The organism is Rhizobium sp. Leaf341, from assembly GCF_001424325.1.
Lineage (GTDB): Bacteria > Pseudomonadota > Alphaproteobacteria > Rhizobiales > Rhizobiaceae > Ferranicluibacter.
On sequence record NZ_LMPE01000003.1, the window covers coordinates 102,251 to 122,331 of the forward strand.

The 20,081-nt window shown below is 66.7% G+C and carries 13 protein-coding genes; 5 read left to right on the plus strand and 8 right to left on the minus strand.

Features of this window, described 5'->3' with window-relative positions; all coding sequences use genetic code 11:
- Window positions 1-156: 156 nt before the first annotated feature.
- From ASG03_RS02175 to ASG03_RS02195, 5 genes are all read right to left on the minus strand, one after another.
- Complete coding sequence (locus ASG03_RS02175) at window positions 157-2,010, minus strand: GGDEF domain-containing protein (protein ID WP_062691908.1); 1,854 nt, start codon at window positions 2,008-2,010, stop codon at window positions 157-159.
- A gap of 74 nt (window positions 2,011-2,084) precedes the next feature.
- Window positions 2,085-4,760, minus strand: a complete 2,676-nt coding sequence (gene ppdK, locus ASG03_RS02180; protein ID WP_062691910.1) for a pyruvate, phosphate dikinase — start codon at window positions 4,758-4,760, stop codon at window positions 2,085-2,087.
- Window positions 4,761-4,954: 194 nt separating this feature from the next.
- Window positions 4,955-8,419, minus strand: a complete 3,465-nt coding sequence (locus ASG03_RS02185) for a chromosome segregation SMC family protein (RefSeq protein WP_062691912.1) — start codon at window positions 8,417-8,419, stop codon at window positions 4,955-4,957.
- 153 nt (window positions 8,420-8,572) lie between these two features.
- Window positions 8,573-9,424 carry a DsbA family protein gene (locus ASG03_RS02190; protein ID WP_062691914.1) on the minus strand — a complete coding sequence of 284 codons (852 nt, stop codon included), beginning with the start codon at window positions 9,422-9,424 and terminating at the stop codon, window positions 8,573-8,575.
- Window positions 9,425-9,700: 276 nt separating this feature from the next.
- Window positions 9,701-10,210: a DUF721 domain-containing protein gene (locus ASG03_RS02195; protein ID WP_062472080.1), complete on the minus strand. Its 510-nt coding sequence runs from the start codon at window positions 10,208-10,210 to the stop codon at window positions 9,701-9,703.
- Between the two features lie 118 nt (window positions 10,211-10,328).
- On the opposite strand from ASG03_RS02195, the gene mutY reads away from it, so the two are divergent.
- From mutY to ASG03_RS02210, 3 genes are all read left to right on the plus strand, one after another.
- Entirely contained in the window at window positions 10,329-11,510 is a 1,182-nt protein-coding gene (mutY, locus tag ASG03_RS02200; protein WP_062691916.1) for an A/G-specific adenine glycosylase, read from the plus strand.
- A gap of 16 nt (window positions 11,511-11,526) precedes the next feature.
- Window positions 11,527-12,150: an HAD family hydrolase gene (locus ASG03_RS02205; protein WP_062691919.1), complete on the plus strand. Its 624-nt coding sequence runs from the start codon at window positions 11,527-11,529 to the stop codon at window positions 12,148-12,150.
- A gap of 156 nt (window positions 12,151-12,306) precedes the next feature.
- Complete coding sequence (locus ASG03_RS02210; protein ID WP_062691922.1) at window positions 12,307-13,338, plus strand: calcium-binding protein; 1,032 nt, start codon at window positions 12,307-12,309, stop codon at window positions 13,336-13,338.
- Between the two features lie 549 nt (window positions 13,339-13,887).
- On the opposite strand, the gene ASG03_RS02215 is transcribed toward ASG03_RS02210, so the two are convergent.
- Window positions 13,888-15,042 carry a site-specific DNA-methyltransferase gene (locus ASG03_RS02215; protein WP_062469434.1) on the minus strand — a complete coding sequence of 385 codons (1,155 nt, stop codon included), beginning with the start codon at window positions 15,040-15,042 and terminating at the stop codon, window positions 13,888-13,890.
- A 396-nt stretch (window positions 15,043-15,438) separates the two neighbouring features.
- Here ASG03_RS02215 and ASG03_RS02220 point away from each other — a divergent pair, with 396 nt between their 5' ends.
- Window positions 15,439-16,134: an HAD family hydrolase gene (locus ASG03_RS02220; protein WP_062469436.1), complete on the plus strand. Its 696-nt coding sequence runs from the start codon at window positions 15,439-15,441 to the stop codon at window positions 16,132-16,134.
- Between the two features lie 124 nt (window positions 16,135-16,258).
- Here the strand turns inward: ASG03_RS02220 and ASG03_RS02225 are convergent, their stop codons facing one another.
- A complete protein-coding gene (locus ASG03_RS02225) occupies window positions 16,259-17,545 on the minus strand; it encodes a calcium-binding protein (RefSeq protein WP_062691925.1) in 1,287 nt (428 codons plus the stop codon).
- Between the two features lie 283 nt (window positions 17,546-17,828).
- Entirely contained in the window at window positions 17,829-18,380 is a 552-nt protein-coding gene (locus tag ASG03_RS02230) for a hypothetical protein (RefSeq protein ID WP_062691927.1), read from the minus strand.
- A 280-nt stretch (window positions 18,381-18,660) separates the two neighbouring features.
- On the opposite strand from ASG03_RS02230, the gene thrC reads away from it, so the two are divergent.
- Window positions 18,661-20,067 (plus strand): threonine synthase, encoded by a 1,407-nt coding sequence (thrC, locus tag ASG03_RS02235; RefSeq protein WP_062693005.1) that lies wholly within the window; start codon window positions 18,661-18,663, stop codon window positions 20,065-20,067.
- Window positions 20,068-20,081 lie beyond the last annotated feature (14 nt).

Consider the following 20,081-nt stretch of genomic DNA (forward strand, 5'->3'; position numbering starts at 1 on the left):
AAGCACGTTGCGTGTACCCTTTTAACGCCAACGCTTAGACCTTGCCCGCCGCGGCGGAACGCCTTGTCCTGAGAAGGGACGTTCGAGAGAACGCCGAAGCCGTTGGACCTCACCCTGTCGCTCGGGGCGACCACGTGTGTCCGGGGCTGCCGCGCTTTATCCCGCCAGCGCCTGCAGCCGGTGGGCCTGCGGCGATGCGTCCGTCCGGGCCATGGCGTCACCGTAGAGGCGGTAGGTGTTGCGGCCGCCCCGCTTGGCCTCGTAAAGCGCGGCGTCGGCCTGGGCGCAGAGCTGCGCAAAGCTTGCGGCCTCCGCGACCGATCCCGCATCCTGCCCCGAAGCCGCGTCCGCTTCACGCAAGGCATCCATCAGGGCAAGGCCAATGCTCGCGCCCACGTGGACCGGCAGACCACCGATGATGATCGGCTTGTTGAACGCCCGCAGAATGCGACGGGCAAAGGCCTGGAGATCGGCAGCGTCGAGACCGCGGGTGCAGATGGCGAATTCGTCGCCGCCCAGGCGCGCGAGCAGGGCCTGCGGCCCCACCACGTTCGACAGACGCGAGGCGATCTCGCGCAGCAGCTGGTCGCCGGCGAAATGGCCATGCGTATCGTTCACGGTCTTGAACCCGTCGAGATCGAGATAGAGCACGCCGACACGGCTTTCCGGCATGTCTCCTTCGATCCGGCGCTTCCCGCCATCGCCAGCCGCCGCGGAGGCTTCCGCGAACCGCTCGTCGCCGAGGCCGAAGAAACGGGCGCGGTTGAATAGACCGGTCAGCGGATCGGTTTCGGCCCGGAAGCGCAGCCGCTGGGTCAGCTCGCGACGCTCGGACAGCTGGGATTCCAGCCGGGAGATCGCCTCGAAGAGATCGTTCAGTTCCTGCGTATCGGCATGGCGGGCCGCACGCGGCAGCGGCCGTTCCTCGGCAAGCCCGACGATCATCGCCTGCGCCGTCAAAAGCGGACGCAGGACGGAGAGGAAGAGGCGCCGCATGACGACGACCAGCAGCACGAGCACGAGCAGCGTCGCCGCGACGATGCCGACCAGCCGCAGCAGGGCGAGATCGCGGCTGTGGCCGATATCCGTGACCATGTTTCCGATCGCGGCCTTGCGCAGGTCTTCCAGCGGCAGGAGGGTCGGAACGTAGAGGCCGGTGAGCTCGGCCGGAGCGATGCTGTAGTGTGCGGCGCGGCGCCCCTCCCGCGTCAGCCGCTCGATCAGGCCGACGCCGCGGCCGATGAAGCGGCGGCGCACCTCGCCCATCTGCTGGCGCAGGTCCGCATCCGCGATGTCGAGCCGCGCACCCAGCATCTGCACGAGCTGGTCGATCCGGCCCCGCGTCTGGTTGACGCTGTCGACCGCTTCGGGCGACAGGGCGAGGCCGCGCGACACGCTGGGAACGACATAGCTTCCGAGCCGCCCTGCCTGCTCGCGAAGCTCCGTGGCGATCAGCGCCGTGAAGACGCTGCGGGACAGGGTCGGATTGCGCGCTTCCAGCAGAGCCGCCGCCCGGGCAACGGAAGGCTGGATCGCGTCGACGATGGCGAACATCCGGTCGATCGCATCCGCCATGATCTCAAGCGACCGCTCGGCCTGCGGCATGGCCGCGATGGCGTCGATGCGCGCACGCGCACTCTCCAGATCGGCCTTGAGGCTGCGCAGCGTGCCGGGCGCCGTCGCCAGGGTCGCGGCCCGGTCGACCACGGACAGGGCGGCATCGGTCGTGCGGCGGGCGAGCCGCAGCCGGGCGGCGACAGCAGGATCGGATCCCGCCTCGACCGACATCAGGACATTGGACGGACCGCGCTCGGCCGACAGGGCGTGCGTCGCCACAAGCAGTGCTTCATAGTCGCGAACCGCGGCCAGGCTGTCTTCCGCATCGAGAAAGGCCTGGACCGAGGGCGCCACGATCCAGAGGGCCATGACGAGAAGCGCCATCGACAGCAGCAGGCACGCGTGTCGCCATTTGCCATACAGGGATCGCGCCTGTCGCTTGACCTGGTTCATCGCCGCCTTCCTTAAGCCTCGCCTCCTTGAACCGATACTCATGAACCTTTAAGCGGCGGTGAACACCCTAAAAATCAGGCCCCCGAAATCTTGCCGCTGATGGCCGCCTGCGCCGCGGCCAGACGGGCGATCGGTACGCGGAAGGGCGAGCAGGAGACATAGTCCAGGCCCGTCTCCTCGCAGAAACGGATGGACGCGGGATCGCCGCCATGCTCGCCGCAGATGCCGAGCTTCAGGCCGTTCTTGGTCCGCCGTCCGCGCTCGGCGGCGATCCGGATAAGTTCACCGACGCCGTCATAATCGATGGAAACGAAGGGATCGCGGTCGATGATGCCCTTCGTGCGATAGGTGTTCAGGAACTGCGCGGCATCGTCGCGCGAGATGCCGAAGGTGGTCTGCGTGAGGTCGTTCGTGCCGAAGGAGAAGAAGTCCGCGGATTCGGCGATGACATGGGCGCGAAGTGCCGCGCGCGGCAGCTCGATCATGGTGCCCACGAGATAGTCGATGCCCACGCCGGCCTCGGCGAGGATTTCGGCGGCCACCGCGTCGATGCGCGCCTTGACGTAGTCGAGCTCGGCTTTCAGGCCGACCAGCGGCACCATGATTTCCGGCACGACCGGCGCGCCCGTCTCCCGCGCGGCCAGCACGGCCGCTTCGAAGATGGCGCGGGCCTGCATTTCCACGATCTCGGGGTAGGAAATGGCCAGCCGGCAGCCGCGATGGCCGAGCATGGGGTTGAACTCGTGTAGCGCATCCACCCGCTGGCGCAGCACGAGCGGCTTCATGCCGAGCGCCACCGCCACATCCGCGATCTCCTCTTCGGTCTTGGGCAGGAACTCGTGCAGGGGCGGATCGAGCAGGCGGATCGTCACCGGCAGGCCGTGCATGATGGAGAAGAGTTCCGTGAAATCGGCCCGCTGCATGGGCAGGAGCTTGGCGAGAGACGCGCGCCGTCCGGCCTCGTCGGCCGCAAGGATCATCTCGCGCATCACGTTGATGCGCTCGCCCTCGAAGAACATGTGCTCGGTGCGGCAGAGGCCGATGCCTTCGGCCCCGAAGGAGCGCGCGGCGCGGGCATCGGCCGGGGTGTCCGCATTGGTGCGCACGGTCATCCGCCGGCTGGCGTCGGCCCATTCCATGATGCGGCCGAAATCGCCCGAGAGCTCCGGCTGGACCATGGAGACGCGGCCCTTGAGCACCTGGCCGGAGGATCCGTCGATGGTGATGACATCGCCGCGGGCAAAGGTGACGCCGGCGGCCATCAGCGTCTCGTTGCGCAGGTCGACCCGGATCGAGCCGGCGCCGGAAACGCAGGGGATGCCCATGCCGCGCGCGACCACAGCCGCATGGCTCGTCATGCCGCCGCGGGTGGTGAGGATGCCTTCGGCCGCATGCATGCCGTGAATGTCCTCCGGGCTCGTCTCCACCCGCACCAGAATGACGGCGCGGCCTTCCTTTTTGGCCGAGACGGCCTCCTCCGAGGTGAAGACGATCTCGCCGGTCGCCGCCCCGGGAGACGCGGGAAGGCCGGCGCCGATGATGTCGCGGCGGGCGGCAGGGTCGATCGTCGGATGCAGCAGCTGGTCGAGGGCGGCCGGGTCGATGCGGGCCACCGCCTCGTCCCGCGTGATCAGCCGTTCGTCGGCCATGTCGACCGCCACCTTCATGGCCGCGCGCGCCGTGCGCTTGGCCGCACGGGTCTGCAGCATCCACAGCTTGCCCTGCTCGATGGTGAACTCGATGTCCTGCATGTCGCGATAATGGCCTTCCAGCCGGTCGCAGATGGCGCAGAGGTCGGCAAAGGCATCCGGCATGACCTTTTCGAGCGAGGGGCGATCGGAGCCCGAGGCGATGCGGGCGCTCTCCGTGATGTTCTGCGGCGTGCGGATGCCGGCGACCACATCCTCGCCCTGCGCATTGACGAGGAATTCGCCATAGAGCGTCTTTTCGCCGGTCGAGGGATTGCGCGTGAAGGCGACACCGGTGGCGGACTCGTTGCCGAGATTGCCGAACACCATGGTCTGAACGTTCACCGCGGTGCCCCAGTCGGCGGGAATATCGTGCAGATGGCGATAGGTTGCCGCACGCGGGCTCATCCAGCTGGCAAAGACGGCGCCGATCGCGCCCCAGAGCTGAACGGCCGGGTCCTGCGGAAAGCCCTCGCCGGTCTCCTCCTCGATGACATCCTTGTAGCGGCCGACGAGGCGGCGCCATTCGCTGTCGGTGAAATCGGTTTCCTGTTCCTTGCCGGTGCGGCCCTTCTCGTCCTCCAGCAGTTCGGCAAAGACCTCATGGTCGATGCCCATGACCACGTCGCCATACATCTGAATGAAGCGGCGATAGCTGTCCCAGGCAAAGCGTGCATCGCCGCTGTCGCGCGCGAGCGCCTCGACCGTGGCATCGTTGAGGCCGAGATTGAGCACCGTATCCATCATCCCGGGCATGGAGGCACGGGCGCCGGAGCGCACCGACAGGAGCAACGGCCGTTCCCCATCGCCAAAACGCCGGCCGGCCATGTCCTCGACGATGGCGATGCCGGCGCGCACGTCGGTCTTCAGGCTGTCGGGAAGGCAGCGGCCGTTTTCAAAGTAAAGGGCGCAGGCGCGCGTGACGATGGTGAAGCCCGGCGGCACCGGCAGGCCGAGACTGCACATTTCCGCAAGATTGGCCCCCTTGCCGCCGAGGAGGTCGTGATCCAGCGCCCGCCCCTCGGCCTTGCCTCCGCCGAAAGCGTATACCCACTTCTGCATGTCCGTCTCCACCCTGAGACAGTCGTGCCCGATGTCGCATGTCTGCAACCTTCGGCCCGGTCCGCCTCTTCTCCCCCTTCACGCTACAGCATCAACCACCGATTAGGAATGCTGCGCCTGCGGTAATATTGTTGCATTGCAGCAAAATTGTTGCGGGGGCGCGCCCGATCACGGTCGCATGCCGGCGTGATGGGTCACACCGCCTCGCGCAGCTGCTCCGCCGTCTGCAGATCCACCGACACCAGCTGGCTGACCCCCTGTTCGGCCATGGTGACGCCGAAGAGGCGGTTCATGCGGGCCATAGTGATGGGGTTGTGGGTGATGATGACGAACCGGGTCTCGGTGGAGGCGGCCATCTCGTCCATGAGGTTGCAGTAGCGCTCGACATTGTGGTCATCGAGCGGAGCGTCCACCTCGTCCAGCACGCAGATCGGCGCGGGATTGGTCAGGAACACGGCAAAGATCAGCGCCATGGCGGTCAGGGCCTGTTCGCCGCCGGACAGCAGCGTCATGGTCTGCGGCTTCTTGCCCGGCGGGCGAGCAAGGATTTCGAGACCGGCATCGAGCGGATCGTCGCTTTCGATCAGCTGCAGCTCCGCCGTTCCGCCGCCGAACAGGTGGCTGAACAGGCGCTGGAACTGGGCGTTGACGATCTCGAAGGCTGCGAGCAGCCGTTCGCGACCCTCGCGGTTGAGATTCTGGATGGCGCTGCGCAGCTTGCGGATCGCGTCGATCACGTCCTCGCGCTCCTTGAGAAGCGCGGCGAGCCGCGCGGAGAGCTCCGCCTGCTCCTCCTCGGCGCGCAGGTTGACGGCGCCCAGCCGCTCGCGCTCGATCTTCAGGCGTTCGAGATCGCGTTCCACGCTGCGCGGATCGGCCGGCAGGGCCTCGGCGGCCCGGCCCGTCAGGCGCAGCACCGCGTGCGGCACGACCGACAGCGCCTGCTGGATCGCCGTCTCGACCGCCACGCGCTTTTCGCGCGCCGACATCAGCCGCTCCTCGGCGCGGCCGCGCTTTTCGCGGGTCTCGGCCAGTTCGGAGAGGGCCGTCGCGGCCAACCGATCGGCATCGCGCTGGCGGGTTTCGGCTTCCACGAGCCTGTCGGCCGCCGCCCGGCGGGCCGCTTCCGTGTCCGACAGGGCGCTCATCAGGGCACGCCGCTTCTCGTCGAATTCGTCGGGCGCATCGAGAATGGCCTCGAGTTCGTCACGCGCCTCCGCCTCGCGGTCGCGCAGCGTGGTGATCTGGTCGTCGGCACTGGCGGCACGGCTCGCCCAGGTCGCGCGCTCGGCATCGATCGCCCGCAGCCGGCGGGTCCGTGCATCGCTCTCACGGGTCAGGCCGTCGGCGAGCGCCCGCGCTTCGGCCATCGCCGAGCGGTCGGCAGCGACCTCCGCGCCGTGCGCGGCAAGGCGGGCGTCGAGCCCGTCCAGATCCGGGGCGTCCTCGAGCGCCGCCGCGGCATCCTCGAAGGCGGCCATCGCCTCGTCGCGCTGCTCCTCGATCCGGGCGGAGGCCTCGACCAGCACCGCGCGACGGCGGGCGAGATCGCCCTCTGCCCGCTCGGCGGCAGCCAATGCATCGCGGGCCTCCGAAAGGCGGCGGATCGCCTGCCGCTCGGCTTCGCGCGTCCCGCGCACGGCCTCGTCGGCGGCCCGGATGGCCCCGGTCGCCGCCTCCAGGCTGCGCTGGCAACGTTCCAGGGCTTCGCCGGCCTCTGCGATCTCGGCGTCCAGTTCGATCAGCCGATTGCGGTTTTCGAGCCGCAGGGTGGCGGCGCTCGGCGCGTCGGCACCGGTGACATGGCCGTCCCAGCGCCAGAGGGCACCGGCCCGCGTCACGAGGCGCTGGCCGGGATGAAGCGCGGGAAGCAGCGTTTCCGCCTCGGCGTCGCCCGCAACGATGCCGACCTGCGACAGGCTGCGGCGCAGCGCCTCGGGCGCCGTGACATGATCGAGCAGCGGGGCGACGCCCGGCGGCAGGGCCGGATCGGCCGGCCCGGAGCCGGGATCGCGCCAGTGGACGGGAGCGGACGGATCGAGCGGGGACTCGAGGTCATCGCCGAGCGCGGCCCCGAGCAGCATTTCATAGCCGCGCTCCACCGTGATGGCGTCGACCACCGGCCGCGCGCCACCGGCAAGCGTGGCCGCGTCCAGAAGGCGGCGAAGGGTGCGCGCTTCGGTGTCGGCCGCGCTCAGGCGCGCCCGCGCGGCCTCGAGCGGGCCACGGGCCTCGGCCTCGCGCGCACGGGCTTCGCTGAGCGCCGCCTCGGCCTGCGCGATCGCCTCGGCGCGCGCCTCGAAATCGGATTGCGCATCGTCGACCGCATCGCGGTGCGTGTCGAGGTCTGCGAGACCGGCGATCTCCCGGTCGAGCGCGGCGATGTCGGCGGCCTGGTCGGAGATCTGGCGCGACAATCGCATCTGCCGGTCGCCGAGGTCACGGATGCTGCGCTCGAGCTGGCCGCGAGCGGCGGCGGCTTCCGCGCGCTCGGCCGTCAGCGACGCCAGCGCCCGCTCGCTGGTCTCGAGCCTGTCCTGCGCGTCGGCCAGACGTGCCTGCGCCTCCTCCGCCCGCTCCCCGGCCTCCTCCGCGTCGGCCAGCAGCGCTTCGGCTTCGTCCTCGAGCCGCGCGACGGCGCCGGCGTTTTCGAGCGCCAGCCGCTCTTCGCGGGCGATGTCCTCGCGAAGCTGGGCTAGGCGGCGCTGCAGTTCATCGCGCCGGCGCAGCGTTCGGTTCATGTCCTCGTCGAGCTGGGTCCGGGCGATCTGCAGCCGCTGCAGGGCGGCGGCCGTGCGGGCCTCCTCCTCGCGCAGATCCGGCAGCCTGAGGCTCGAAATGGCCTGGGTCTTTGCCGCCTCCATCTGGGCCTGCGCCTTTTCGGCGACCAGCGAGGTTGCCCGGTTGAGCAGGCTGTCCGCCTCGCTTTCGGCCTGCTTTGCCTCCACCCAGCGCATGTGGAACAGCATGGCCTCGTGGGCGCGGATCTCGGCGGAGAGCATCTTGAAGCGGCTCGCCTGCCGCGACTGGCGCTTCAGGCTCTCGATGCGGCTCTCGAGTTCGGCCGTGACCTCGTCCAGCCGTTCGAGGTTGGTTTCGGCGCCACGCAGACGAAGCTCCGCCTCGTGGCGGCGCGAATGGAGACCGGAAATGCCCGCGGCCTCTTCCAGCAATTGGCGGCGGGCCTGGGGCTTGGCGGCGATCAGTTCGCCGATGCGGCCCTGCCCGACCATGGAGGGCGAACGGGCGCCGGTCGAGGCGTCCGCAAAGAGCAGCTGCACGTCCTTCGCGCGCGCTTCACGGCCATTGATGCGGTAGACCGAGCCGTTCTCGCGCTCGATGCGGCGCGTGACCTGGATCTCGTCGCTGTCGTTGAAGGCCGCGGGGGCGGTGCGGTCGGTATTGTCGAGATAGAGGCCGACTTCGGCCGTGTTGCGCGCCGGGCGCTTGCCCGAGCCGGAGAAGATGACGTCGTCCATGCCGGACGCGCGCATGTTCTTGTAGGAGTTTTCGCCCATCACCCAGCGAAGGGCCTCGACGAGGTTCGACTTGCCGCAGCCGTTCGGCCCGACGACGCCGGTCAGCCCGCGCTCGATGACGAATTCCGACGGCTCCACGAAGGACTTGAAGCCGACCAGCCGCAGCTTGGTGAATTTCATGACGTCCCGCCGTTCACGCGCCGGCGAGTCCTTGGATAAACGCGGGTCCCTGGATAACGGAGGGTCCCCGGATAAAGGCGGGTGGTCGCGAGAAGGGCAGCGGGGATCGCACGGAAAAACGGCACGGTTTCCCGTGCCGCAACCGGGGGCGACTTACAGCAGAGGGTCGATAAGGGCCGACATGGTGTCAACCGACATGTCTCCGGAATAGCGCTTGCCGTTGATGAAGAAGGTCGGCGTCGAAGCCACCTTGTAGTCCTTCATGCCCTTCTGCATCACGGCATTCACATCATCCAGAAGCTTCTGGTTCGTCAAGCAGGCCTCGAAGCTCTCCTGTGAAAAACCGGCGAGCTTGGACATCTGCAGCAGGGCGTCGCGGCCGTTCTGCGCGGCAGCCCACTGCTCCTGCTGTTTGAAGAGCATGGACACCATCGGGAAATACTGGCCTTCCGGCGCGCAGCGCGCCAGCATGAAGGCGGCCGCAGCGCGGGGATCGAACGGAAACTCGCGCAGGACGAAGCGCACCTTGCCGGATTCCACGTACTTCGCCTTGATGGCGTCGAAGGTCGTGTTGTGGAAATGGGCGCAATGCGGGCAGGTCATCGACATGTATTCGACGATGGTCACCGGGGCATCGGCCTTGCCGATCGCCATTTCCGGCAGTGCGCCGGGTTCCATCAGCTTGGAAAGCTCCACCTCGCCGTCGGCCTGGGGAAGCTCCGGTGCGGCCGCGGGGGCTGCGGCCTGGGCCATCTGGGTCTGGGCCTGGGTCTGAGAGGGGGCGGGCGCCGAAGACGTCGCAGGGGTCGCGCTGGTGGAGGATGTGGTCATCGCATCCGCCGGCTTCATCTCGGTCTTGGTTGCGGTATCGACCGTCTGGACGGGCGCCTGTGCATTCGCCGTCTCCTTCTTCTCGTCGCTGCAGGCGACGAGCGCGAGCGCGACGGTGGCAATGGCCACACCGCTCGAAAGGCGTTTCAGCAAGGTCATTTCGGAAAGGGACATGATTCACCTGTTCAAGCGGAGACGGGCCTCTGCGATATCGCGCCGGCCGGGACCGGACAAGGGGCCCCCATGGTGCATCGTTCAAAGAATTGTGAGGCATTTGTGGCGCGGGAACGCCTGACGGACGAAAGACGGCCTTGGCGACGACGCCGGGTCGGCTCTGAAGCCCCGTCGGCGGCGTCCCGACCACCCCTCCCTTAAGCCTGGCAAAGCTTGGGAAAGCCTGGCCAAGCCTGCAAAAACAAACGGGGACCTTGCTCGGAAGGGCGATACCGCCTACCGCGTCTTCCCGAGCACGGCCGTGCCAAGCCGGGTCAATGCCGCCTTCAGGCCTTCGTCCTCGATCTCCGCCGTCAAGGCGGCGAGATGACGGGCGGGCTGGCCGGTGAGCGGACGCGGGGCACGACGGGCGCGGTTCTGCGGCGTGACGGGCTTCTGGACGATGCGGACGCGATCGATGGCGGGAAAGCCGAAAAACCCGTTGATACGCTGGACGAGCTCGCCTTCGGCATGGGCGAGAAACAGGGCGCGGGCGCCGTCGCAGGCAATGGTGAGGACGCCCGGCTGGTGGCGGCTGTCGCCCGTCATTTCCGAGACGCGCCGCGGCCAGGCGATCTTTTCCGGGCGCGTGCAGTCGGCAAAAGCCTCTCCGGCGATCTCATCCCAGGAGCCGAGCAGCAGCGTGCTGATGCCGGCGCGTTTTGCCAGAACCGGATCGAGCAGCCCGTTGGCGACCTCGCTGATCTGGCGGACCCCTTTCGGGGTATAGGGCTTGGAAGGCGCCATGCGGTTGTTCCCGTGGTGAATGATGTCGAAGCCCTTACCCGCCGAGGCCGTTTCGGCTATGACGCTCGGCGCGGCGACGTGCAGGGATTCATAGAGCATGTCGGCCTCAAGGACCATGATGCAAGGTTTTCCGTCCACGGCAGAGGCGCTGCCCGTCGAAGCGTCGAGATCCGGCCTGCCGGCAGGCTCTGCCGCCGCCCTGCTGCTCGACTGGTACGACCGCAACCACCGCGTGCTGCCCTGGCGCATCACCCCGGCCATGGCTACAGCCGGCCGGCGGCCCGACCCCTATCACATCTGGCTGTCGGAGGTCATGCTGCAGCAGACGACAGTGCAGGCGGTGAAGGCCTATTTCGAAATATTCCTGGCGCTGTGGCCGACCGTGACCGATCTGGCCGCAGCCGATACCGAGGACGTCATGAAGGCGTGGGCGGGGCTCGGATATTATGCCCGGGCCCGCAACCTCAAGGCGTGCGCCGAACAGGTGGCGAGCCGGCATGGCGGGCGCTTTCCCGACACGGAAGACGGATTAAGGGCGCTTCCGGGTATCGGCGACTATACCGCCGCCGCCATCGCCGCCATCGCCTTCAACCGGCAGAGCGCCGTGCTCGACGGCAATGTCGAGCGCGTGGTGTCGCGGCTCTATCGCGTGGAGACGCCGGTGCCGTCTGCGCGTCCCGAACTGCGCCGGCTGGTCGCGGCCCTGACGCCCGCCGACCGGCCCGGCGATTTCGCGCAGGCCATGATGGATCTCGGCTCGACCATCTGCACGCCGCGCCGGCCGGTCTGCGCGCTCTGTCCTCTTCAGGCCGACTGCCACGCTTTCAAGGCAGGCGACCCGGAGCGCTTTCCGGTGAAGCTGGCGAAGAAGGCAAAACCGGTGCGCTACGGCACAGCCTTTGTCGCCACCGATGCCACGGGGGCCGTCTATCTCAGCAAGCGCGGCGACAAGGGCCTGCTCGGCGGCATGACCGAAGTGCCCTGCACCGACTGGACGACCGATCCTGCGGCCACGCCGACGGCGCCCTTTGTTTCCGAGGCTGACCCGGCCCGCGCGATCGCCTGGCGCGACTGCGGCGGGATCGTGCATGTGTTCACCCATTTCGAGCTGCGCCTTGCCGTGCTCCACGCCGAGGTGGAGCGGGACGCGATTTCGGCCAATGGCTGGTGGGAGCCCCGCGCCACGCTGGCTGCGCAGGCCTTGCCGACCGTGATGAAGAAGGCGATCGAAAAAGCCCTGCCCGGCAGCTTCAGCCCCAAAACGTCGAAAAAAACCGGATCAGACCAGGCCCGATCTTGAAACAGGAGAGACATCCATGACCGACGCGACCACGCCCATTCGCCATATCGTCTTCGACATCGGCAAGGTGCTGATCCATTACGATCCGCATATCCCCTTCAGCCGTCTCATTCCCGACGAGGCCGAGCGGAATGCCTTCTTTGCGACCGTCTGCACGCACGAGTGGAACCTCGAACAGGACCGCGGCCGCACCTGGGCGGATGCCGAAGACATACTCGTCGCGCAGTTTCCCGAGCAGGAGGCGAATATCCGCGCCTTCCGCATCCACTGGGGCGAGATGGTGCCGCATGCCTACGAGGAGAGAGTCGCGATTCTCGAAGCTCTGGTCGAAAAAGGCTACGACGTGACGATGCTGACCAATTTCGCGGTCGACACCTTCGCCGAGGCGCGCGCACGCTTCGCCTTCCTCAACCTGCCCCGCGGCGTGACGGTTTCCGGCGAAAAGCGTCAGATCAAGCCCGACCGCGAGATCTACGAGACGCACCAGACGACCTTCGACCTCGACCCCGCCGCCACCCTCTTCATCGACGACAGCCTTGCCAATGTCGAAGGCGCACGGGCGGCCGGCTGGCAGGCGGTGCAGTTCATCGACGGGCCGACGCTGAAGGCCGATCTCGCACGGTTGGGCCTGCCCGTCTAGCCGCCCGTTCCTCGGCATAAGGCCCGACGGCCGGGGGCTGAACCGAATGTGCCTTTTTCATATCACTGAAAAGCCATGTTTGGTTCAGCCGACGTTCACCTCGGTAGTGTACTCTCGGCGTGTCATCTTGACCGATCATTCTGCGAGGACGCTTTCATGGCGAAGTATTACGGCACCAGCGGCAACGACATCCTGACCCAGAACAACCTCGCCGAGGTGTCGATCTACGGTTATGGCGGAAACGACACGATCTACCTCAACCGCACCGACAGCCTGGGCGGCTTCAACTACGTGGATGCGGGCTCCGGCGCCGACCGGGTCGTCAACTATTACGAAGGCGGCAACGACATCTTCCTCGGCAGCGGCAACGACCTCTACGTCGCGGACATCCGTGCCGGCGACAGCAAGGCCTATGACATCGTGTCGGGCGGCGACGGCAACGACCGCTTCGAGGTGAATTCCGAGGCCAGCGTCTACAAGGGCGATGCCGGCAACGACACCTTCGTATCGGTCGGCTACAACAACACCTTCAATGGCGGCTCGGGCATCGACACGATCAGCTACGAGATGCAGGACCAATACGCCTCGCAGCGCGGCAAGGGCGTCGACATCGATCTCGGCAAGGGCACGGCCGTCATCGACAGCGACCAGATCGAGACCCTCATCAGCATCGAGAACGCCACGGGCACGAACTCGGCCGACGACATCACCGGCTCTTCCGTCCGCAACGTGCTGAAGGGCCAGGGCGGCGCCGACGACATCTATGGCCTCGGCGGCAATGACAGCCTCTATGGCGGCAGCGGCAACGACCATCTCTATGGCGGCTCGGGCGACGACGACATCACCGGCGGTTCCGGCTCCGACTATCTGAACGGCGGCTCCGGGGCGGATATCTTCTACTTCGACAGCGTCAGCGACAGCCGGGTCGGTAGCCTGCGCGACGTCATCGCCGATTTCCGGCCGGGCGAAGGCGACCTTATCGACCTCGGCAACATCGATGCCAACACGCGCTCGGGCGGCAACCAGTCGTTCGACTATATCGGCAGCCACGGCTTCACCCAGCATGCCGGCGAACTGCGCTTCTCGAACGGCATTCTCTCGGGCGACGTCAATGGCGACGGCCGCGCGGACTTCGAGATCCGCGTCAACGGCGTCACCAAGATGTATGCCGACGATTTCATTCTCTGACACAGGCGAACATGCCGCCCTCGGGGCCCTCGGGCTTCGGGGCGCGCTGGGGCCTTTTTAGGCTCTCGGCCCGAGAAACAGGTTCCTGGAAACAGCAACGCCCGGCGGCTTGTTCAAGCGGCCGGGCGTTCCAGATTCCTCCGGGACTGAAGGTACGAAACCGGAGGAAAAACGACTGCCGGCGGGATTTCCCGTCGATAGGTCGCACTCCCGCTTCGTCTTGGGACAACGGCGCCGGCAAAGCCGGAACCCCCGTCCGCATCGCGGTCTGCCGGTGGTTGATCACACGGCGGTATCGCGGATGCGAGACTAGCGGCGAAGACGTTAATTTCTCTTAAACAATGCGGAGAGAATCCGGCGAACACAGCCGGTCCCGCACACACGCGTTCGCGGCCGGTCCTCAGGCCGTTGCTGGAGGTGATACGCTACCGCGCCGAAGGGCAGTTGCCCGCAGGCCATTTCAGTGTTGCCGCCGGCCTTGTCCCTCGCCTTGCTTGCGGGACGAGGGAAAGCGGCAGCCGGATGAGCGGCTGCCGCAGGCCTTGGGCATCATCCCATGCGCGCCATGTCGGCGCGGATGACGCTGCGCAGGTCGTCGATCGGCTTCAGCACGCCGCCATCGTCGTAGTGCCAGAAGGTCCAGCCGTTGCAGGCATCGAAGCCCTGTACCTTGGCGCCAAGGCGGTGAATGGAGCCGGCCTCGCCGCCGGAAGCGAGCGTTCCATCGGCGCGCACGATGGCGCTGTGCCGGCGACGCGCGTCGGTGAGGACCGCGCCGGGCTTGATGAGGCCGCTTTCCACCAGCACGTTGAAGGCGACGCGCGGCTCGGCGCGCTTGCCCGTCATCACCGACAGCGTGGCGCCGCCGAGCGGCTCGACCGCCGCGATGCGGGCGCGGGCCGCGTCGATATAGGTCTGCTCGCGCTCGACGCCGACATAATGCCGGCCGAGGCGCTTGGCGACGGCACCCGTGGTGCCCGAGCCGAAGAAGGGATCGAGGACGACATCGCCCGGCCGGGTGGAGGCCATCATGACGCGGGCGAGCAGCGCTTCCGGCTTCTGGGTCGGGTGGACCTTGTCGCCGTTCTCGTCTTTCAGGCGCTCGCCGCCCGAGCAGATCGGGAAGACCCAGTCGGAGCGCATCTGCACGTCGTCGTTCGCAGCCTTCAGGGCATCGTAGTTGAAGGTATACCCCTTGCCCTTGGCATTCGGGCTCGCCCAGATCAGCGTCTCATGCGCGTTCTGGAACCGCCGACCCTTGAAGTTCGGCATCGGGTTGGTCTTGCGCCAGACGATGTCGTTGAGGATCCAGAAGTTCAGGTCCTGCAGGATCGCGCCGACGCGGAAGATGTTGTGATAGGAGCCGATAACCCAAAGCGTGCCGGTGGGCTTCAGCACGCGGCGGCAGGCCAGAAGCCAGGCGCGGGTGAAGGCATCATAGGCTTCGAACGAGGCAAACTGGTCCCAGGCATCGTCGACGGCATCGACCAGCGACTGGTCCGGCCGGTGCAGGGCGCCACCGAGCTGCAGGTTGTAGGGCGGATCCGCGAAGACGACGTCGACCGAATTGTCGGGCAGCTTCTCGAGGGCGGAAACGCAATCGCCCTTGATGATGGTGTCGATCCACGCACGGGAATCCCGGTCGGAACCGGCGGCGGGGGAGATTTCAGCAGACAAAACGACGGAAGACTTCAGGGACACCATGACTACTCGCTGATACGCTGACTCTGGGACACAAATTCTGCTGCTATGGTTACCGAGTTTGGTTACCAAAGCCTGAAGAGGCGGAAAACTTGCGTGAAAAACCGACGGATGGACGCGCACCGCACGTGACGTCTGCCGGTCAGCACGGGATTTGCGGCATTCGGGCCCCTTGCGTGGATCGACACGGCGTGCACGACCCTTTCCCGGGCCGGGTGTTCCTGTCCGCGGGTCCGGCACCGATCGCCATTGTCCTCCGTGGTCTCGCGTGGTCTCCCGTGGTCTCCCGTTTGCGCCGGCTCCGCCGGGGGCGTCAGCGCGTTTCCGTCGTTCCCCGCATTGTCCCGCGCCGCCCCCTCGTGTAAAGCGCGGGCATTCCCATTCAGCAGAGATGTTCCCATGTCCGGTATCGACCTCATCATCTTCGATTGCGACGGCGTGCTCGTCGACTCCGAGATCATCGCTTCGGAAGTGGAAGCAGCGCTGCTGACGGAGGCAGGGTATCCGATCTCCACCGAGGAGATGGCCGAGCGCTATGCCGGCATGACCTGGCAGAACACGCTGCTGGCGGTCGAACGCGAGGCGACGATCCCGCTCTCGGCGAGCCTCCTGTCGCGCCACAGCGAGATCCTCGACCAGCGGCTGAAGGACGACGTCCAGATCATCGACGGGGTCAAGGCGGCGCTGTCGCAGATCCGGCTGAAGAAATGTGTCTGCTCGAACTCCACCTCCGAGCGGCTGGCGATGATGCTCGGCAAGGTGGGGCTGAAGGACCTGTTCGGTCGCAACATCTTTTCCGCCCGCGACCTCGGCGAGGACAAGGTAAAGCCGAAGCCCGACATCTTCCTGCACGGCGCGGCCCAGATGGGCATCGATCCGTCGCGGGTGATCGTGGTGGAGGATTCCGTGCATGGCGTCCACGGCGCCCGTTCGGCCGGCATGCGCGTCATCGGCTTCACCGGCGCCTCGCACAGCTACCCCTCGCATGCGGATGCGCTGACCGAGGCCGGGGCCGAGACCGTGATTTCCCGCATGACCGCCCTGCCCGCCACCATCGAGGCGCTGGCCGAATGGTCGGAGGAGCTCGGCGCCTGACCCGGCGCTGTCCGGCACCACACCGCGGCGGCCGTTGAACCGCCGCCGCGCGCATGCGGTCTGAGGGCCGGAGACGCTCCGGCCCCAGAGACTTGGACCTTGGACCTTGGCCCTGGCCCTGGCCCTAGACGATCAGGAAATCGTCGGCCGTCATCCTGAGATTGGTCGAGACCGTGGCAAACAGCACGGCAGCGGCGCCGTTCACGCCGTCGGCGTCGTAATAGAGGTTGCCGGTGCTCGACTGGTAGATGATGTGGTCATTGGCATCGACGGCCTTGCCGGTCGTGTTGATGACGAACTCCCCGGCGGCGAGAACGCCGGTCTTGGCAAACACCTTGAACACCGCGTTTTCCAGCTGGATCGTATCGTCCGCCACGACGAAGTCCGCGATGGAGTCGTGGTTGGTGCTGCCGTTCGGCGCGACGTCGAACAGGAAGCTGTCCTTGCCTGCGCCGCCGCGCAGCGTGTCGTTGCCGCCGCGACCGGCCAGGAGGTCGTTGCCCTCGTCGCCGCGCAGGAAATTGTCGACCGCGCTTCCGAACAGCTTGTCCGCGAGCTCCGTGCCGCGCGCGCCTTCGATGCTGATCAGCTTGTCGGTCTTGCCGAAGCCGTCGGTGGCCGTGCCCTTGGCCAGATCCACGGTCACGCCGCTGTCGCCGCCGCGGCGCATGTCGCGATGGTAGGTCACCATGTCGAAGCCGCCCTTGCCGTCGATCGTGTCCTTGCCGCCGAGGCCCATGAACGTCTCGTCTCGCGACGAGCCGGTCATCACGTCGGCAAACAGGGTGCCGCGGAATTCCTCGATGTTCTTGAAGGTTTCCTTGTTGCCGTACTGGTCGGTCACGGTGCCGGCCGTCGCGTCGAGCACGATGCCGCGCACGCTGTCGCGCGTGTAATAGCTGTCCTGGAAGCTGATCGTGTCCCAGCCGTCGCCGCCGTCGTAGGTATCCTTGCCGCGCCCGCCTTCCATGTAGTCGTCGCCGGCGCCGCCCTTCATGATGTCGTTGCCGCTGAAGCCATACATGTCATCGCCACCGGCCGAACCGGTGATCGTGTCGTTGCCCTGCATCAGCCAGTCCTGGAAACTCCAGGCGTCATAGGCCTGGGCCGCGTCGCTCAGATCGGCATAGGACAGGTTGAGGCCTGAAATCGTCTGGAAGACGGTGCCGGTCTTGGTAAGCAGCTGAATGCTGGTGACCGTGCCGGAAACCGGGTCCTTCTGGCTGTCGAAGGCGAAGCCCGAGCCGAGGACCTTTACTTGAAGGCCGTTGTCGAGATCGTAGATCGCCTGCTTCGTCGTGCTCGAATTGTAGCGCAGGCCGCCCTCGCCGATATATTCGGCAATGGACAGATTATAGTCGCCGTTGAGTGGATAGAGATTCTTCGGAAAGAAATACGTCCAGACTGCCATGGTAAAAGCCCCCTTAAACCTAATTTAAGGAATTCTTAACATGGGTTAGGAAAAAGAAAAGTCCCCCGCTGCAGGTTTGGTTACCGTTCGCGACAACAAACGCAACCAGCGCCTGCCCGCAGACGCGAAAGGGCGCAGACCCCAGGCTCGACAGCCATCGGCCAGCCGCCGGATGCCAACAGCCAGACGCCGGCGGCCAGACGCCGTCAGCCAGACGCCGGCAGCCAGATGGTAGCCGCCGGATGCCGGCAGCCGTGCCGGGGCGAACGGCCGGGTCCGTTCCCTATTTTTTCTTCTTGGTGGACGTCGGGGCCGTGTCGAAGCCGACATAGACCTTGGCGAAGTTGCCGGCGCCGCCACTGATCGGGGCGGATTTGGTGAAGATGAACTGCTGCGCGCCGGCGCCGGCCGCAACCGTCACCGGAATCTGCGTCACGTCGGAAAACAGCGTGCTGTCGCCGTCGCTCGCGGTGACCCGGATCGGCAGGTTGATGGTGCCGGGACCGCCGGCCGGACCGGAGGTGACGCGGCCCTGCACGACGACGTTGACGGTCAGCGTCGTGTCGCTCTGCACGCACTGGCGCGTGGAATCGGCGAGCGAGGCCTGGTAGACGATCTGCGTCGGATCGTCCTTGGCGCCCTTGGCATAGGTGCGGTAGACCGATGTCGCATCGCGCATCACGACCTGGGGGCACGCGGCCTGGATGACGGCGGGCGTGGCCGATGCGGCGCTGCCGCCGGCCTCGATCGCGCCGCCCGTGTCTGGCGTATTGCAACCGCCGAGCGCCAAGAGACCGACGCATGCCGCGATGCGGCTGACTGTATGACCCACCATTCGAATCCGACCCCCTGTCGCTGCCCGCGCTCTCACGGCGCGTGTCCGTCGCTGCCCGCAGAGCCGGTCCCGTCTGCCGAAAGGCAGGCTTTCCAGTGCTGCGGCGATGGTCTATAGCAGCGGCGCGCCGGAAAATCGATTGGACTCGCGCGCGTTCCGGTCGATTTTTGCACGGGCTGTGTTCGGCTCCGGCCTCCTCTCTCGGGGCTTGTGTTTCGGCCAGAGCAGCGTTGCCGGCAAAGACGCGCAGAAGACGGCGACGAAACGCACGCAGACGAGGATGACGACCGTGAAGTATGTTTCGACCCGGGGCGAGGCCCCTGCGCTCGGTTTCAGCGATGCCCTGATGGCGGGCCTTGCGCGCGACGGCGGACTTTATGTGCCGGAGACATGGCCGACCTTGTCGAAGCGGGACATCCGGGCTCTGCGCGGCCTCTCCTACCAGGAGGTCGCCTTTCGCATCCTGACGCTGTTCATCGACGGCGAGATCGAGGATGCGACGCTTCGCGCGATGATCGACGAGGCCTATGCGACCTTCCGCCATCCGGCCGTGGTTCCGGTCGTGCAGACCGGGCCGAACGCCTTCGTCATGGAGCTCTTCCACGGCTCGACGCTTGCCTTCAAGGACGTGGCGATGCAGCTGCTCGCGCGGCTGATGGACCATGTGCTGGCGACGCGCGACAGCCGCGCCACCATCGTCGGCGCCACCTCGGGCGACACCGGCGGGGCGGCGATCGATGCCTTTGCCGGGCGCGACCGCACCGATATCTTCATCCTGTTTCCGCATGGCAAGGTCTCGCCGGTGCAGCAGCACCAGATGACGACGTCCAAGGCGTCAAACGTCCATGCGATTGCGATCCGCGGCAATTTCGACGATTGCCAGACGCTGGTGAAGGACATGTTCAACGACGTGGCGTTTCGCGACCGCGTCCATCTGTCGGGCGTCAATTCGATCAACTGGGCGCGCATCATGTCCCAGATCGTCTATTACTTCACGACGGCCGTGGCGCTCGGCGGGCCCGACCGGAAGATCTCCTTCACCGTGCCCACCGGCAATTTCGGCGATATCTTCGCCGGCTACGTTGCCATGAAGATGGGCCTGCCGATCGCGCGCCTCGTGGTTGCCACCAACGAGAACGACATCCTCGCCCGCACGCTGAAGACCGGGCGCTACGAGATGCGCGACGTGCGCGCCACCACCTCGCCCTCGATGGACATCCAGATTTCCTCCAACTTCGAACGGCTGCTGTTCGAGGCCTTCGACCGGGATGCGGGCAAGGTGCGCGCGGCCATGGGCGGGCTCAAGCAGTCGGGCGCCTTCGAGATCGAGGAGACGGCGCTGAAGATGATCCGCAGCCTGTTCCGCGCGGGGCGCGCGACGGAAAAACAGGTGGCGGACACCATCGCCAGGACGCTCGCGGAAACGGGGTATCTCCTCGACCCGCACAGCGCCATCGGCGCCTTCGTTGCCGCCAAGCATCTGAAACCCAACGCACCTATGGTGACGCTGGCGACGGCCCATCCGGCCAAATTCCCCGCCGCAGTAAAATCGGCGAGCGGTATTGACCCGGCGCTTCCGACGTGGCTTGCTGACCTGATGGACAGGGAGGAGCGCTTCGACGTTCTGGATCCCGAGCTGAAAGCCGTCGAGGCCTATATCGGCGAGCACGCCCGTATCCGGAACTAGTGCGCAGAAAGACC